The sequence below is a fragment of the Priestia sp. YIM B13486 genome, assembly GCF_042787865.1.
Classification (GTDB): domain Bacteria; phylum Bacillota; class Bacilli; order Bacillales; family Bacillaceae_H; genus Priestia; species Priestia megaterium.
Genome location: NZ_JBHZOZ010000004.1, coordinates 394,190 through 411,035 on the forward strand (window position 1 = coordinate 394,190; position 16,846 = coordinate 411,035).

The following is a 16,846-nucleotide window of genomic DNA, read 5'->3' on the forward strand; positions in this document are numbered from 1 at the left end:
ATTATACACCCTCGCTTTTTAATTCAATTGGTATAACAAACGAAACCGCTGTTCCTTCTGTTATGTCAAACTCTAGCGTTGTTTCTTTTCCAAATAATCCGTGCAAACGTTGTTTAATATTGTAAAGAGCCGTCCCCGTTCCTTTTTCTGAAAAAACGGGCTGATTGCCAAGCTTTTGCAATCGTTTTGTGTCTATACCTTGTCCATTGTCTTTTACCTTTACGTATACATATTTATCTTTTGTCTCAATATGAACTTCTACGCGACAGTGCTTTTGTTTACGCGGAAAGGCGTGCCGAATGGCATTTTCCACAAGCACTTGAAGAATAAATGGTGGAAGCAAGACATCATCTAGCCCTTCTTCAATATACATGTCAATTTCGTATTTATTAGGGAACCTGGCTTGTTCAAGCGATAAGTACGCGTGAACATGATCAAGCTCTTTTGATAACGGAATCAACAGCTGCCTTGCACCTTGCAAATTGGAACGAAAATAAATGCTTAGCTGCAAAAGCAGCTTTCTGGCTTTTTCTACGTCCTGTCTGCACAGCGCCGATATCGTATTAATAGCATTAAATAAAAAATGAGGATTCACCTGAGCCTGTAAAGCTTTAATCTCCGCATCTTTTAGCAATTTACTTCGAAGCTCTGCTTCGCCGAGCTCTAGCTGAGTTGAAAAAAGTTTAGCTAATCCTTCTGCCAGCTCTTCCTCCACTCGGCTTAACCCGCTCGCATCTTTAAAGTACATTTTTAGTGTTCCAATGGTAGTACCGTGAGAAGTAAGCGGCATCACAATAGCGGCATGAAGCGGGCAGTCTTTATGCTGACAATCAATTTGTTCTCTCGATTTTGCTTTCATAATTTTTCCTGTCTTCAGCACTTCGTGAGACAGCCCGGTAATTAAACTATGCGAAGGAACGTGATGATCAATTCCTTCCCCTACATGAGCTAAAATTTTGTGCGTATCAGTTAGCGAAACAGCATCCGTACCTGTGAAGCGATGAATAATATTTGCAACATTTTCACATGATTCACTAGTAAGACCCTGACGAAAATGTGGAAGAGTTTGATCCGCAATTAATAATACTTTGTGTGTCTGAAGCGCTCTCATTTGTTCCTCTTGCCGTAAAATGGACTGAATAATAGATAAGAAAATATAGCTTCCCGTGCCATTTACAATAATCATTGGAATAGCAATAATACTCACTAGCGTCCATGCCGAATCAAACGGTTTAGCAAATAATAAAATAATCAGCATCTGAAGCGTTTCCATCGCTATGCCTACAAGTGCAGCAAAGCGCGGTGTAATCGTTCGATGTTTTTTCCGGTAGGCATAGCCGATATATCCAGTTAACACCCCTGCTAAAACGGATGAAACTGCACAGCTAAACGCCGTACTCCCTCCTAACATAAAGCGATGAACGCCAGCAAGTATTCCTACTCCTAAACCAACAAATGGACCGCCAAGCAGACCGCCCATTTCCACACCCATAATTCGTGTATTTGCAATCGAGCTTGATGGATCTACTTTTAATAATAAGTCTTCATTTCGAATAATTGTTCCTTGAATCTCAATTCCCGTGTAGTTACTAATAATGCTAAAAAGAGAAAAAATAAAAATAAGTACAGCTTTTCCTTTATATCCTTGCTGTTTGCGGAGAAATTGCCGAAAAACTTTTGTATGTGCCAGCAAAAAACCTAAGATGACAATAACTCCGACTCGTTCTACCATCATAATTAATAAATGAATCATTTCTAGCCACCCTTTGCTGTCCGTTTCTACTTTATATTGTTACATTGATGGTGGCAGAAATCTAGCTTTACAAATAGAAAAAAAGCTGTGCGAATACGTACTGTATTCGCACAGCTTGATTTTAAGCTTGAACCGTTTTAAAAAATTGAGGCAAGTAATCTTTATGAGCTTCTAGCATCTCGTCTACAATTTGCTTAGCTAGTTTATCAGAAGCCACAAGAGGATTAATGGTTAATGCTAAAATAGCTTTATCATAATCTCCGGTCACTGCTGCTTCAGCTGCAATACGCTCAAATGACTTAATTGTTTGAACAAGACCTCGCACAGGTACAGGAAGGTCGCCGACTGAAATTGGCTTCGGTCCATCTTTTGTAATGATACAGCTTACTTCTACGGCAGAATCAGCAGGAATACTTGCTATGGCACCATTATTGATAGTATTTACGGGCTGAATATCACCTTTATCCGTGTAAATGGATGTAATCAATCGAACGGCTGCATCACTATAATAGGCTCCGCCGCGCTGTTCTAATTGAGGCGGTTTAATGTCTAGATTAGGATCTTCATACAGTTCGAACAGCTCTTTTTCCAACTGTTTTACGACTTCTGCTCTCGTTTCACCTTTTTCATAATTAACGAGCTCTTTTTCTACCATTTCACGCGTTTTATAATAGTACATGTGATATGGACACGTTAACGCATTTAGGGCTTTTGTAAATTCTGGCTCCCATCCAAGTCCCGCTACATTTTTCACAAAGCTGCTGTTAGTTGGATCACTCAATAAATCAATAACTTGATCTTTAACGCTTACACCATCTACATATACATCTAATCCATAGACCATGTGATTTAAACCAGCAAAATCAATTCGAATGCGAGAGTGATCTACATCAAGCAGCTTAGCAATCCCCATTTCCATTCCGATTGGTACATTACAAAGTCCTACAATCTTTTTAATGTTACTATAGCGGAGCACAGCTTCTGTTACCATGCCTGCAGGATTTGTGAAGTTAATCAGCCAAGCTTCTGGACATAACTCTTCAATGTCACGGCAGATATCTAAAATAACGGGAATCGTGCGAAGTCCTTTAAATAATCCGCCCGGTCCATTTGTTTCTTGACCAAGCACCCCGTATTTTAGCGGTATTCTTTCATCTTTCGCTCGTGCATCTAACAAACCAACTCGGAATTGAGTCGTTACGAAATCTGCATCTTTTAGTGCTTCTCTTCGATCTAACGTTAAATGAACATTAATTGGCAAACCTGATTTTTTCACCATTCGTTTTGCCAAATTACCAACAATCTCTAGCTTTTCTTTTCCTTCTTCAACGTCTACTAGCCACAGTTCTCGAACTGGAAGTTCATCGTATCGTTTAATAAATCCTTCTATTAGTTCAGGCGTATAGCTTGAACCTCCGCCAATCGTTACAATCTTAATACCTTTTTTCATAGTGTAATCCCCCCAGAAATTTTGATTGCTTCATATAAATCTACAAATTCAGTAGCCATTTCTTTTACCGTCATCGCATTCATTAAATGATCTTGAGCATGAATCATGAGCAGAGAAATTTCTGTGCTTTCCCCTCTAATTTCACCTTGAATTAACGACGTTTGGATATGATGAGCAGCATTTAATTCTTCTGCAGCTTGTGTAAGCTTTTCACGTGCTTCTGAAAAATTTCCGCTTTTGGCAGCTGCTATCGCTTCCATTGCTGAACTTCTGCCGTTTCCACCGTGTAAGATTAATTTAAAAATATATTCTTGAATGCCTTCCATCCTTTATCCCTCCTCACACAATATCTTTCTTTGTATCACTTGGTACCCCTTCAGCTGCAGGCTGTATACCATTTTCTTCAGTGAATTTTTGTTTATCCCACATTCTAAAGAAAGGATAATAAATGCAAACAGAGATTCCGATATTAATAGCTTGCATAACTGCACCCGATAATTTCCCTCCTGTTGCCAAATAGCCAGAAATAATCGGAGGCATAGTCCAAGGAACCGCAATACCTGCTGGTTTTGCTACCAGTCCTGTCGACATCGCAATATAGGTTGCTACTACCGTCACAAGAGGGGTAATAATAAACGGAATAAGCATCATTGGATTCATCACCATCGGAAGTCCAAAGATGATTGGCTCATTGATGTTAAAAAGAGCTGGTCCTATTCCTAACTTACCAAGCTGCTTCATTTGTTGACTGCGTGCTTTTAAAATCATAGCTACAACTAGAGCTAACGTTGCTCCGCTGCCTCCGATATTAATCCAAATATCAAAGAACTGCTGTGTAAAAATATTTGGTAATGCTTCATGATTAGCAAATGCAATTCGGTTTTCATCCATAGCTCCATACCAAATGGGAGCCATAATTCCACCGACAATATTCGCTCCATGAAGTCCACATGACCACATGAGCATAATAACAAGTTCGGCAACTAGCGTACCGCCTAAACTGCCGCCTAACACACCTAAAGGCTTTCCAAGCAATTCTCCAACGATATTATGCAGACTTCCAAAATGCGTTTGTTCTACTAACAAACGTAAAATCCAAATAAATGCTATTACCGTAAAGCCAGGAATAAGAGCAGCAAACGATTTTCCAACAGCGGGAGGAACCCCATCAGGCATCTTGATGATAATGTCTTTTTGAATAAACCATCTGTAAATTTCCGTAGAGAGAATCGCGACAATCATTGCTACAAAGAGTCCTTTACTTCCCATTAAAGCGGTTGGAATTCCGCCGTCTACTAAAATAGCTTCTTTGGCTCCACTTGGGAGAAAGGACACTTTATACGGAGTAGCAAGTAAAAAAGCAGCAAGTGAAATAGCCCCTGCGGACAAAGCATCTACTCCGTATTTTTCAGCTAACCGATAGGCTATTCCGAAACAAGCAAGCAGCGCCATAATATCGAATGTAGCTCCAACTGGATAGGCCATTTTCGTTGCCCATTCTTTTCCGAAAATCCCTGCCATAAAGTCGTTATAACCTGGTATCGGTAAATTCGACAGTATTAAAAATACTGAACCGATAATAATGAGCGGCATTGTCAGAACAATACCGTCTCGAAGTGCTTGTAAATGGCGTTGACCCGCCATTTTTCCAGCGATAGGCATTACTTTGCTTTCAAGCATACTATTAAATTTGCTCATGTAGTCCACACTCCTATTTTGAAACTAGTTGAACTGCAAATTTTAACACTTGTTCTCCATTACACGTTCCGTAGTGAACAGGATTTATAACGTCAACTGGCACTCCTTTTTCTTCACCTAGCTTCTTAAGCTGCGGCAATAGGTAACGCACTTGAGGTCCTAATAAAAGTACATCCGCTTGATCAATATGGTTGCGAACAGAGTCACCAGGAACCGCCCAAATTTTATACTCCGTGCTTTGCTCCTGAGCGCTTTTTTCCATTTTTGTTACTAGTAAACTTGTAGACATTCCAGCTGCACAACATAATAGAATATTCATTTGTCATTCCCCCGTTTTTTATTTTGCTATCTGTTTTGTTGATAGTTTTATCTTAAAATAAAAGCGCTTACATTTATACACAACCTTTTTCCGTTACTAGCGGAAAAATTATGTTTGAACATTCAGATAAAAAAAGAAGCCCCTCTCTTAGACTTCTTTTTTTATCTAATATTTTTCATAAACACCTCTATAAATTCCTCATAATCCTTGCACTTTACTAAGCGCTGCACGACCTGCTTATCATCCACAACGCGGACTAACAAACTGTACATCTTTTGCAAATCGCCTTGATTATTGGCTTTTACACTTAAAAGGCAAATAAATTGTACGAGGTTTCCTTCCCACATAATCGGTTTTTTTAACGTGCAAATGGCCCAAAACGTCGTATCCGTTTGAGGAACCATAGGATGAGGAATCGCAACGAGATTGCCAAAACTTGTTGGTGATGCAGCTTCTCTTTCAAAAACAGATTCTATAAATTGAGAAGGAACTAGTCCTAGATGAGTTAATTTCTCTCCTAAAAAATGAAGCACTTCTTCTCTCGTTTGAAATTCTTGCTGTAAATATACTAATTCTTTTTTTGTGTATTCTAAGGAAGGCTGCTGTTTGTTCTTCATTAAACAATCAATTTTTTTAAAATCACTGTTTCCTAGAATCGTACTTACTTGTACTACAGGAACAGGAAGATGATCTGGAATTGGAATGGTACTAACAATAAAATCTAAAGAGTGCAGCGACATTTGGTGAAGCTTATAATACTGCGTTGTTCCTAAAATAGTCAGATTTAATCCAAAAGTAGCCTGCAGCTTATATGATAATAGCTTGGCACTCCCTACTCCCGATGCGCATACAATCAAACAGCGCTTAGGCTGATTGATAATTTTCCGACGTTCAATGGCCCCTCCAATATGTAAAGCTAAATAGCCAATTTCCGTTTCATGCATGTCGATTTCAAGGCGATTTTTCAAAACCTTCCCAGCTATAATCCCAGCTTCAAAAGCCAGAGGGTAATGACTCTTAATTCCTTCAAGCATCGGGTTTCGCAGATTCATTCCATATTTATAGCGATTGATAGCCGGTTTCAAATGCAAGCTCATGCCAAGGATCAGCTCTGAATCTTCACTAATTCCTAAATGAAGCTCTTTTTCAATTGCTTCTAATATAGCTGCTGTTAATTCATAGATATTTGTGTCAATAAACTGCTTCACTTCTTTTTCTTCATGATTGCTATTGTTGAGCATTTTTGTACCTAACAAATGAATGGCGATATATGCCGTTTCTGACTTCGGAAAACGAATCTTGAATGCATTTTCAATCTCCCGCACAATTTCAGCTGCCACTTCATATTCTTTATGTTCCATAATCTCAAGCAGATCTTCTGAATACAAAGAAATAAAATTTTCTTCTTGTATTCGCTTACAAGCTATAGCTAAATGAATGATTAAATTATTTAATCCAATGTCTGAAACCATAATATTGTATCGTTTTATTTGATTTAAAATGTGGGCTTTAATCGTTAAGATTGATTCTTGGGGCAGAATAGATATTTTATTGTATACCATATCTATTTCTTTATCTTTTCGGTTGAATATGTACTCAGACATACAGAATCTCATTTTCATTTCGTCCCCTTTAGCTTTCAAGCCATAGTTAGGACGTTTTTCTAAAAGAATATCATACTTACACAGCTGTTTTTTAACATCTCTTAAATCGTTTTGAACCGTTGACTTGCTAATATACAACTCGTCTGCTAAATCTTCGAGCTTCAAATATTCGTCTGCTAGCAGCAATCTTTTGATTAAATAATGCACGCGGTCATCAGGAACGGTTGGAATAGAAGTTGCATCAAATAATTGATTAGCCGAAAGTTCTTTTAATAGGTGATGGAACTGTTTTTCATCTAAAACGCTAAGTTCATATCCTGTCCCACGAGCTGATTTAATTTTAGCTCCGTACTGAGACAAAATGTCATCTAGCTGTTTTATATCCGTTCGAATAGTTCGAGAAGATACTTGATTTACTGTTGCTAAATATTCACTCGTAACGGTTGATAATGTAGACTGTACGGACATTAGTTCTCTTAATATGACGATCATTCTTGAATTAAGCATGTTTGCTTCTCTCCATTCTCAGAAGATTTCTCCCTTATAAAACAAATGAAAAAGGGCTGGTTATTTTAAACAAAAACAAAAAATACCTAAACAGCAACAAACAGAAACTATCTTTTTCTGTCCTTGCAGCTTAGGTTTTGCCTGCTTCATCAGTAACAACCCTAAAACAATAGGAATAAATGTCTTTATTTGTAATCTATCATTCTTTCTCTTTTTTTTCAATTTCAACTAAAGCATTAGGCTTAGTGGCTTTAATGAAATTTATGTGGTCTGTTTATACCGGTGTAGGCCCAATGCAAACGTACGGATTAAAAAGTCTAGAGTCTCATCAGTGCTTAATGACATTCCAAATCCCCCTTTATGCTCCAAAGAAGAAAACCCATGTAAAATGCTGCGAAGACTTCTAACAGCATGAAGGGCTTCATTTTCCCGAAGCTGATACGGTTTCAACACATCCAGCACTAAAAACAAAATGTTATCAGATGCTTTTTGTACTTCTTCATCCTTTATCCTTGGTGCTACCGTTGCCGTTGCTTCGTATATTCCCGGAGACTTTCTTACAAATGAAACGTACGCTTTACTTAGATGATAAACAGCGTCTTCTGCGGAAGCATGTTCGACAGTACTTTTTAAAAGATGATATAGCTGCTGCAGTCCACTTAAAGCCAGTTCTTTGCGCAGCTCTTCTAATCCTTTTATATGGTTATATAAAGACGGTGGACGAACATTTAATTCTTTTGCTAATGAAGCAATTGTAACAGCATAAAACCCTTCACGATTGGCCAAATTTTCACCTGTTTGAATAACCTTTTTGAAATCTAGTCCTTGTCGTGGCGACATCCCTTCATCTCCTTTTTTCTATTTTCACTTTCGCTTGTTGTATTGCTTTCCCCATCAATTTTAGCGGCTGAGAAAGAATTTTTCCGTGTCCAACAGCAAGAAGTGACGGGTTTAGCTCATGTAGCTTTTCTGCACTTTTAAGCGCTAGCTCTTTGCTCCACGTTCCAAAGGCAGGAAACGGAAACAGCGGTTTTAACTGACCTGATACCGCAATTCCTCCTCGCACTTGGAACGAATCTCCGGCAATTAATGCGTTCGTTCTCTGGTCTAAAAAAGACATAGATCCAGGTGTATGTCCAGGTGTAAAAATAGGAGCAAGTGAGCCTATATAAGAATCTTCTTCGATGAAATGATCAATTTTAGTTGAAACCTTTCCTAGTTTTGGTATTCCTCCACGGATTGGGTTTTGAGGTTCTTCAGAATCGAGTGTGAAATCTCCTGAAAATAATCGATAATCTCTTTGCGACATATAAACAGAAGCATTCGGTAACCTTTTTTTCAAATGATCAATCGCTCCGATGTGATCTTCATGAGTATGTGTAAAAACAATTCGAGTAATCGGTTTTCCAATTTGATCTGCAGCTTTCAAAATACCCGACGCGCTGTATGGAAGAGCCGCATCAATTAATGTAAGACTGTCTTTCTCTTCGACTAAATAACAATTCACTGGAAAAAAGCGAGGCAAAAACGTCAGTTGATACAACATTTTCTCACGAACTATTCTCATTTCCTCATCCCCTATTATCAAAATTAAAACTAATGGTATTAGTTTTAATTTTAACTAATACCATTAGTTTTATCAATCATATATTGGAAAAAACAAAAAAGTGTGAGACATAACAAAATCAATTAAATCTAAAGACGAACAAATGGGATAAAGAAGCTCGTATAGATCACTTGTTATACCCTCCCCACAAAAAAATCCGAACGCGTTTGATTCTCTATCAAGAATCAAACGCGTTCGGATCTTCCTTTAACTAAACTACTTTTTTCATAGCCTCTATTAAACTTAAACGTCTTTTCTTTCTCCTGTAGCAGCCACTACAATCGCACTGCCTTTCTTTAACTCTTCTTCATATTTTTTTGTTTCGTCTTTTGATAAGCCTAGTGAAGCCATTTTTGTTCGAAGCTCATCTTCTCTGGTTAAAAATAAACTCGCTGCTGAATGTAAAGGACCTTCTTCAGACAGTCGAATAATATTTGTGTCCGTTACTTCTGTTAAATTTTTAGAATTTTCCTTGTCATACGTAAACACGTATACTTCTTCTTTCTCAAAACCTTTGTCTGCAAATTGATTAACTGCTTCGTTAATGTTTGCTCCTTTTTCTACTACTTCAACATGTTTCATTATTTATAACCTCCTGTTTCTATCGCACATCTTTCTTTTATACTTAACAAAAGAATAAACTTCTTACCACTATATATACCCGTTTTCAGAAAGGAAAACCCGCATTTAGAGCTTTGCAGAGAGTTTGAATATCACTCCACATTATCCTTTAATAGAATGTATACCTCTTTTGATTAAATTATTTGAAACAATCATTCAGTTTATTTTCAGCTACATTGCTTATTATAAAAAGGAAAAAAACGCTAATCAGGTACTTTATACGCATAATGAATATCTGTGTCAGAGTAAGCCGGATATGAATGCAACAATTCATATCCGCTTTTTGTATGAAAGAACCTCTAACAACATCCTGTCCATACGTCTTACAAAATACTATAATTCTCCATATTAACTAAAAATTCAATTTATATAGGAGGTTACAAATGAACAGCCATCCACAGCCACAGTTAAAAAAAGAGTTAAAGATCCGGCATATCACCATGATTTCTCTTGGAGGAATTATCGGTGCTGGATTATTTATCGGAAGCGGATCACTCATTAACACCGCTGGACCGGGATCTATTTTTTCGTACGCATTTGCTGGTTTGCTCGTTATTTTAGTCATGCGAATGCTTGGCGAAATGTCTACTGCCAATCCTTCCAGCGGTTCTTTTTCTACTTATGCAAAAGAAGCATTAGGCCCTTGGGCCGGCTACACGATTGGCTGGCTTTACTGGTTTTTCTGGGTTATCGTTATTGCTGTTGAAGCCATTGCAGGTGCAAATATTATTCAATACTGGTTCCCGTCTTTGCCGTCTTGGGGAGTAAGCCTGGCTCTTACTTTTTTATTAACGATGACCAATCTGTACTCTGTTAAATCTTTCGGAGAATTTGAATATTGGTTTTCCCTCATTAAAGTCGTCAGTATCGTTCTTTTTTTAATTTTAGGTATAGCTATTATTTGTGGATTCATTCCAGGAATTGATTCTCCCGGCACTTCCAACCTTTTGCACAAAGGCGGCTTTTTACCGAATGGAATTAGCTCTGTATTTTTAGGAATTGCCCTTGTCATGTTCTCCTTTATGGGAACAGAAATTGTCGCAACCGCAGCAGGTGAATCGTCTCAGCCTGAAAAAGCCATTACCATCGCGACCAATACCGTTATTTATCGCATTTTGTTTTTCTATTTAGGCTCTATTTTTATTTTAGTAACGGTTCTTCCGTGGAATTCGTCAAGCCTAATGAAAAGCCCATTTGTATCTATTCTTGAATTAGTGAATGTACCGGCCGCAGCTCAAATTATGAACTTTATTATTTTAACAGCCGTTCTTTCCTGTCTGAATTCTGGTCTGTATACAAGTTCTCGCATGCTGTTTTCCATGTCTCAAAACGGCGATGCGCCAAAAAGTTTTTCAAAATTAAATAAAAAAGGCGTGCCGGTTAGCGCGATATTAGCATGTACAGTTATCTCGTACATTAGCGTTATCTTTAACTATATTTCACCGGACAAAATCTTTTTGTTTTTAGTGAATGCGTCAGGCGGCGTAGCGCTTCTTGTATATCTTGTTATTGCATTTTCACAGATTAAAATGAGAAAAAAATATGAAAAAGAAAATCCCGAAGCATTAAAAATTAAAATGTGGTTATTTCCTTACTTAACTTACGCTACAATCCTTGCCATCACTAGTATTTTTATAGCCATGGCATTTATTGATTCATTACGTTCTCAGTTCTTCTTAACTCTTTTAATTGCTGTACTCGTCGTAGGTTCTTTTTTCTTTCAACGTACCAAAATGACGAGCGGCTTAGCAGCAAAAGAAAATACATCAAAATAAAAGAGGTTGAGACATAACTAAATGAATTCAATCTCAAGACGAACAAATGAGATAGATGAGCTGGACTGCTTATTACACCGCAGTTGATTTCCGTGCAAGGCTTCGCTTTCCGCGGGCGGCCGCTGAGCCTCCTCGTCGCTTGTGCTCCTGCGGGGTCTCATCTGTTTCGCTGTTCCCGCAGGAGTCTTCGCCTTGCCCTCCAATCACCTGCTAGAAGGAACGAAACAGATGAAACTATATTCACCATCAAAAAAACGAACCACGAATCAAACATATTGATTAATGGTTCGTTTTTCACTTGGATTAAAATGCTTTTGTCCCAGCCTCTTTTTATTTAACGAGATAAATCTCCTACAATTTTTGTTCCGTGTAATTCAGCTGCTTTTGTTTCTTTTATAACCACCTCTGCGTTGCTTTCATGAATTCCTCCGCCGGGCAAAATAATAATACGGTCGTTAGCATATGTGATCAATTCTCGGATTATATGAAGATTTTGCAAAGCAGATCCTTTCCCTCCTTTGGTCAAAATATGGTCTGCTCCCAATTCACTAAGTATATCAATGGCTTTGTATTTATCTTTAATCTCATCAAATGCCATATGAAACGTAACGCTTAAAGGATGAGCTTCTGCTATTAACTCTTTAGTGCGTCCGTAATCGATTTCAGCTTCTTCTGTTAAAATGCCAAATACTACTCCGTTTACTCCAAGGTCTTTACATGCTTTAACGTCTTTTTTCATAATTTGAAATTCTGCTTCGGAATATATAAAATCACCGCTTCTTGGGCGAATAATCACGTTGATATCTGTATCAAGATGTTCGCTTGCATATTCAATGGTGCCGTAACTTGGCGTAGTGCCTCCTTGACTGAGATTGTCACACAATTCAATGCGGTCTGCTCCTAGCTTTTCTGCTTTTTTTGCCTGCTCATACCCTTCTGCACACGCTTCTTTTATGTACTTCATACTCTCAACTCCTTTATTGGCTCTATAAATAAAGCCCATCTTTAAAAAGATGGACTTCCTTCTGCTATTTAATCGCTTTATGAACTTTTAATTTCTTTCCTTTAATCGTTTTGTTTTTCATTGCTTGTAACACTTTTGGACCTTTTCCATTCAAAATCTCTACATAAGAGACATTTTCTTGGATCGTAATAATTCCAATATCGTCCGCGGTTACTCCGTCTAACTTCGCAATTGTTCCCACAAAATCAACCGCTCTAATTTTCTTTTTCTTTCCTCCGTTAAAATACAGCTTCATAATGTCTTTATTTAATGACTCGCTTTTATCCCTTTTAACTTCTGGACGCTCATTGATTTTTTCAGTAAAAGCGGATGCTGCCTGCTGTACTTCTTCTTTAGAAGGAGGAGTAGATGCTGGAATTGAAAAACCGATATATTCTTCAATTTCCGATAGCATTCTCTCTTCATAAGGCGTTACAAATGTGATAGCCTTCCCTTTTTTACCGGCACGTCCCGTTCTTCCTGTACGGTGAACGTAGCTTTCTTTTTCTAACGGAAGGTCATAGTTAATAACGTGTGTGATATTATCAATATCAATTCCTCTCGCAGCTACATCTGTCGCCACTAAATAACGGAATTTACCTTTTTTGAAATCATTCATAACCTCAAAACGGTCTTCTTGCACCATTGCCCCGTGAATTTTATCACAAGGATACCCAAGATCATCTAAATCATCTAACAGCGTATTTACCTGCTCTTGTGTGCGGCAAAAAATGATGCAGCTGTCTGGGTTTTCTACTGTGGTTACGTCTTTCAGCAGTTCAAATTTACGTTCGTTTTCTACTGATATAACAGAATGGTCAATCGTACTTGTCGTTAATCCATTTGCTTTGATTTCAACATCAACCGGCTTTTTCATATACTTGCGAGAAAGCTCTTCAATATCTTCAGGAAGCGTAGCAGAGAAAAGCATCGTTACACGCTCACTAGGAAGATGTTGAATGATTGCTTCTACTTGGTCAATAAAACCCATATTTAGCATTTCATCTGCTTCATCAATAACCAAATAACGAATTTTCTCTAATGCAAGCGTTTCTTTTTCTATATGATCAAGCACTCGTCCAGGCGTACCTACAACAATATGTGTTTTTTGCTTTAATTCTACTTTTTGCTTAGCAAACGGTGATTTTCCGTAGACAGCTGCTGCTTTAATTCGCTTAAAACGGCCGATATTTGTAATATCTTCTTTTACCTGCGCAGCCAGCTCTCGTGTAGGTGTTAACACTAAGGCTTGGGGTTTATTTTCTTCCCAATTAACTAATTCACACAGTGGAATGCCAAAGGAAGCCGTTTTTCCACTTCCTGTTTGAGACTTCACGACAACATCTCTTTCTTCTAGCGCGATGGGAAGCACCTTGCTTTGTACTTCCGTAGGATGATTGTATTGCAGACTAGAAAGCGCCTTAGCTACCTTGTCACTAAGACCATATTGACTAAAACTTCTTTGATTCATTTTGTACCCTCATTTATTTTAAATTAGTGATTATCTTTATCATGACCTGATGCACTATGTTTCATTATACTTTAATTCTTCTATACGCGCTCAAGATTTAATGTAGCATTGATTTGTCAAACAAAAGAGAAAAGCCGCTCTCTTATTAATAAGAAAACGGCTTTGGTATGAGCGATGAGGGATTCGAACCCCCGACCCCATCCCTGTCAAGGATGTATTCTCCCACTGAACTAATCGCTCGTGATATGTATTGACTATATTATAGAAAGAGTTATCCAATTTTGTCAACTATTTTTCCGCAGTTCCCAAGTTGGAAGGATCGTCTTTATTTTTGATAAAATAAAAACATGCCATAAAGGAGCGTGACGGGATGAAAGCGCATATTGAGTTTTATTTTGATTTTGTCTGTCCACTATGTTTTCTAGCCACTAAGCCTTTAAGAGAAGTCATGAAAGAACAAAAGACTGAGATTGAATGGAAGCCTTTTGAACTTTGTCCTGAGCCAGCCCAGCAGATGGAGCAAATAGAAGATGTTTTAGAGAGACCTTGGAATCAATCGATAGCTCCCTTAGCACAACAGCTGCACGTAGAAATAAATATACCCGCGCACTCATTTAGCACATGAAGGCTTTCATTTTGCTAAAAAACATGGTCAAGAAAGTGCCTATGTAGATGCTGTTTTTAAAGCTTATTGGGAAGAGGAAAAAGATATTAGCCAGATTGAAGTCTTAGCAGAAATCGCTGATTCCTTGCATTTAGATCAAGAAATATTTATACGTATCTTAAAAGACCGGACGTTCGAACAAGTTCATAAAGATAGCTTAGTTCATGCGTATGAAGATGCTCATGTAACGAAAGTACCGACTTTAAAAATTGACAGCCGTGCATTTCAAGGATTTGCTTCCAAAGAGACAATCGAAAAAGAGCTGTTACATGAACGTTCTGCTAAAGACAGAGAGAAATGATTTACTAAGAGGTGCATTTGATGAATATTAATTATTATTTTAGTCGGTTTTTAGCTAAGAAACCGGATAGCCCAACGTATGAAAGCTTAGCTGCTTTACAGAACAAACACATGCTTCATGTTCCTTTTGAGAACTTAGATGTTCTGTCTCAAACCCCTATCATAATTGATTTAGAACGAATTTTTCAAAAATTAATCGTAAATTTGCGGGGAGGATTTTGCTACGAATTAAACGGTCTATTTGGCTGGCTGTTAAAAGAAAGCGGATATGAAGTCTCTTACGTTTCAGCTACCGTCAAAAAACCCGACGGCACGTGGACCATTGAAGGAAGTCACGCTACAAACCTTGTGACGATTGAAAATCAGCCTTACATCGTAGACGTTGGATTTGGAGATTCTGTGCGCAAGCCAATGCCTTTAAATGGCGAAGTAGTAATAGATGTAAGCGGCTCTTATCGTATGACAAACGTTGCTGAGCATATGTATGATTTGCAGCGATGGGAAGATGATGTATGGAAAACGCTGTACCGTGTGTCTACGCTTCCTAAGAAACTGACTAACTTTACTCCCATGTGTGAGTTCAATCAAACGTCAGCGGATTCTCCGTTTGTACACAAACGTCTTGTTACGATCGCAACCCCTACAGGGCGCATTACCCTCTCTGGTGAAACGCTAACTGTAACAGATGGCGAAAAAAAGACGAAAAGGAACGTTTCAGAAGAAGAAATACCTGATATTTTACAAAATCATTTTTATATTATTAAAGGATTTTATTAATATCTCCTTACACAGAAAACCGGCCTCTTATGGGGCCGGTTTTTGTACAGGAGTAATCATCCTGTTTTCTACAGGCGACTTTAAAATAATTGAGGTATTCACATTTCCATAAGGAATCAGTTCATCCACTAGCATTCTAAGTCCATCCATTCCAGACACGGCTGCTTTGATAAAGTAAGAAACCGGCCCCGTTACGCGATGACATTCAAGCACGTCTTCATTTTGCTCAATAAAGTCTTCAAATTCCTCCGGTTTTCTTTTTAATTCGCTTACTTGAATAAACAGCTGTGTATCTCTTCCTAAAGCTTTCGGAGACACCGTAGCGCTAAAACGCTGGATCACTCCTCGTTCCTGAAGACGCTGCAGTCTTTCTGATACGCTTGGACGGCTAAGAGCCAGCTTTTTTGATAAATCACTAATCGTCATACGTCCGTCCCTTTGCAAAATAGACAATAGTTGTGCATCGATTTCATCCATCCAAACCTTTCCTTTCAAAATGAATATAATAAATAAAATCTTTATTCAAGTTGATAAAAGAACAAGTATTATTTCCTTCATTTATACATGTGTTTTCTTTATTTAATATCCTATCATTAAAGTAGATAATTGAAAATGAAAATTCCGAAAAAACAAACAAAGGGGTTTATTTATGAAAAAAGTTTTATGGATTATTCTTGGATGTACGATTGCAAGTATTGGTGTTCTTATCTTGCGGCACTCTCACGTAGTGACGGGGGGAACAGCTGGTCTGTCTCTTAGCTTGTCATATGCCCTTCCCTTATCGTTTGCGGTAATCTTTTTTCTCATTAATATTCCTTTTTATCTCTTTTCCTTCTTTCAAATGGGATGGAAATTTACCGCCACAACTATAGGATCAGTGTCTTTGCTATCGCTTCTCACTTCACTCGATCACTTGCTTCCTTCTTTTACACTTCCCAGCCTGATGGGTGCTGTTACGGGCGGACTAATTGCCGGCCTTGGCTTATCCATTTTATTTATGAACGGAGCTTCTCTCCGCGGTGCTAATATTCTAGCGTTATTCGCACAGCGAAAATTTGGCTGGGATCCTGGAAAAGTGAATTTTTCATTTGATTTCCTTGTCGTGCTGTCGAGCATGTATTCAATTGGAATTTCAAAAGGAATTTTCTCTGTTATATCCATTGCGATTACAGGTTTTGTCATCAGCTACTTCAAGCAAAAAATTGCTTTACACAATCAACCGACATCCGCTTCTGTCACACAGCGTTTAGATAATGCGCTTTCTAAATAAAAACCACGATTTAGCTGTGGCTAAATCG

16 protein-coding genes, 1 tRNA gene and 1 pseudogene are annotated in these 16,846 nt (G+C 38.1%); 4 read left to right on the forward strand and 14 right to left on the reverse strand.

Translation table 11 applies throughout. The features are described from left to right. Nucleotide 1: 1 nt before the first annotated feature. From ACFX4G_RS13945 to ACFX4G_RS13985, 9 genes are all read right to left on the reverse strand, one after another. Nucleotides 2–1,753 (reverse strand): sensor histidine kinase, encoded by a 1,752-nt coding sequence (locus ACFX4G_RS13945; RefSeq protein WP_043980398.1) that lies wholly within the window; start codon nt 1,751–1,753, stop codon nt 2–4. A 121-nt stretch (nt 1,754–1,874) separates the two neighbouring features. Then, entirely contained in the window at nt 1,875–3,203 is a 1,329-nt protein-coding gene (locus ACFX4G_RS13950) for a 6-phospho-beta-glucosidase (RefSeq protein ID WP_043980400.1), read from the reverse strand. Further along, nucleotides 3,200–3,529 (reverse strand): PTS lactose/cellobiose transporter subunit IIA, encoded by a 330-nt coding sequence (locus tag ACFX4G_RS13955; RefSeq protein ID WP_025749845.1) that lies wholly within the window; start codon nt 3,527–3,529, stop codon nt 3,200–3,202. The genes ACFX4G_RS13950 and ACFX4G_RS13955 overlap by 4 nt, the downstream gene beginning before the upstream one ends. Before the next feature lie 13 nt (nt 3,530–3,542). After that, nucleotides 3,543–4,901, reverse strand: coding sequence for a PTS cellobiose transporter subunit IIC (gene celB, locus ACFX4G_RS13960; RefSeq protein ID WP_013055478.1), 1,359 nt, complete (start codon nt 4,899–4,901; stop codon nt 3,543–3,545). Between the two features lie 13 nt (nt 4,902–4,914). After that, a complete protein-coding gene (locus ACFX4G_RS13965) occupies nt 4,915–5,220 on the reverse strand; it encodes a PTS sugar transporter subunit IIB (protein WP_013055477.1) in 306 nt (101 codons plus the stop codon). Between the two features lie 161 nt (nt 5,221–5,381). Then, nucleotides 5,382–7,331, reverse strand: coding sequence for a BglG family transcription antiterminator (locus tag ACFX4G_RS13970; protein WP_097824295.1), 1,950 nt, complete (start codon nt 7,329–7,331; stop codon nt 5,382–5,384). A 261-nt stretch (nt 7,332–7,592) separates the two neighbouring features. Next, on the reverse strand, nt 7,593–8,171 hold the full coding sequence (locus tag ACFX4G_RS13975) for a TetR/AcrR family transcriptional regulator (protein WP_318330995.1): 579 nt from the start codon (nt 8,169–8,171) through the stop codon (nt 7,593–7,595). Nucleotides 8,172–8,175: 4 nt separating this feature from the next. Further along, nucleotides 8,176–8,898: an MBL fold metallo-hydrolase gene (locus tag ACFX4G_RS13980; protein WP_318330994.1), complete on the reverse strand. Its 723-nt coding sequence runs from the start codon at nt 8,896–8,898 to the stop codon at nt 8,176–8,178. 282 nt (nt 8,899–9,180) lie between these two features. Continuing rightward, the gene (locus tag ACFX4G_RS13985; protein ID WP_097824298.1) at nt 9,181–9,519 is read right to left on the reverse strand and encodes a YflT domain-containing protein; all 339 of its coding nucleotides are present in this window, start codon (nt 9,517–9,519) and stop codon (nt 9,181–9,183) included. Between the two features lie 422 nt (nt 9,520–9,941). Here ACFX4G_RS13985 and ACFX4G_RS13990 point away from each other — a divergent pair, with 422 nt between their 5' ends. Next, entirely contained in the window at nt 9,942–11,333 is a 1,392-nt protein-coding gene (locus ACFX4G_RS13990) for an amino acid permease (RefSeq protein ID WP_097824299.1), read from the forward strand. 72 nt (nt 11,334–11,405) lie between these two features. On the opposite strand, the gene ACFX4G_RS13995 is transcribed toward ACFX4G_RS13990, so the two are convergent. The 4 genes from ACFX4G_RS13995 to ACFX4G_RS14010 form a co-directional block, all read right to left on the reverse strand. Next, the gene (locus tag ACFX4G_RS13995; RefSeq protein ID WP_255255747.1) at nt 11,406–11,540 is read right to left on the reverse strand and encodes a hypothetical protein; all 135 of its coding nucleotides are present in this window, start codon (nt 11,538–11,540) and stop codon (nt 11,406–11,408) included. 127 nt (nt 11,541–11,667) lie between these two features. Then, nucleotides 11,668–12,297 (reverse strand): copper homeostasis protein CutC, encoded by a 630-nt coding sequence (locus ACFX4G_RS14000; protein WP_318330993.1) that lies wholly within the window; start codon nt 12,295–12,297, stop codon nt 11,668–11,670. Between the two features lie 64 nt (nt 12,298–12,361). After that, nucleotides 12,362–13,807 carry a DEAD/DEAH box helicase gene (locus ACFX4G_RS14005; protein WP_097824301.1) on the reverse strand — a complete coding sequence of 482 codons (1,446 nt, stop codon included), beginning with the start codon at nt 13,805–13,807 and terminating at the stop codon, nt 12,362–12,364. A 168-nt stretch (nt 13,808–13,975) separates the two neighbouring features. After that, nucleotides 13,976–14,047: transfer RNA gene (locus tag ACFX4G_RS14010), tRNA-Val, on the reverse strand. A gap of 130 nt (nt 14,048–14,177) precedes the next feature. Between ACFX4G_RS14010 and ACFX4G_RS14015 the strand changes: the two are divergent. Next, nucleotides 14,178–14,772: pseudogene (locus ACFX4G_RS14015) on the forward strand (DsbA family oxidoreductase). Nucleotides 14,773–14,792: 20 nt separating this feature from the next. Next, a complete protein-coding gene (locus ACFX4G_RS14020; protein ID WP_377575348.1) occupies nt 14,793–15,548 on the forward strand; it encodes an arylamine N-acetyltransferase family protein in 756 nt (251 codons plus the stop codon). A 27-nt stretch (nt 15,549–15,575) separates the two neighbouring features. Here the strand turns inward: ACFX4G_RS14020 and ACFX4G_RS14025 are convergent, their stop codons facing one another. Then, nucleotides 15,576–16,025, reverse strand: coding sequence for an Lrp/AsnC family transcriptional regulator (locus ACFX4G_RS14025; RefSeq protein ID WP_097824304.1), 450 nt, complete (start codon nt 16,023–16,025; stop codon nt 15,576–15,578). A gap of 172 nt (nt 16,026–16,197) precedes the next feature. Between ACFX4G_RS14025 and ACFX4G_RS14030 the strand changes: the two genes are divergently transcribed. Continuing rightward, complete coding sequence (locus ACFX4G_RS14030; RefSeq protein ID WP_377575351.1) at nt 16,198–16,818, forward strand: YitT family protein; 621 nt, start codon at nt 16,198–16,200, stop codon at nt 16,816–16,818. Nucleotides 16,819–16,846 lie beyond the last annotated feature (28 nt).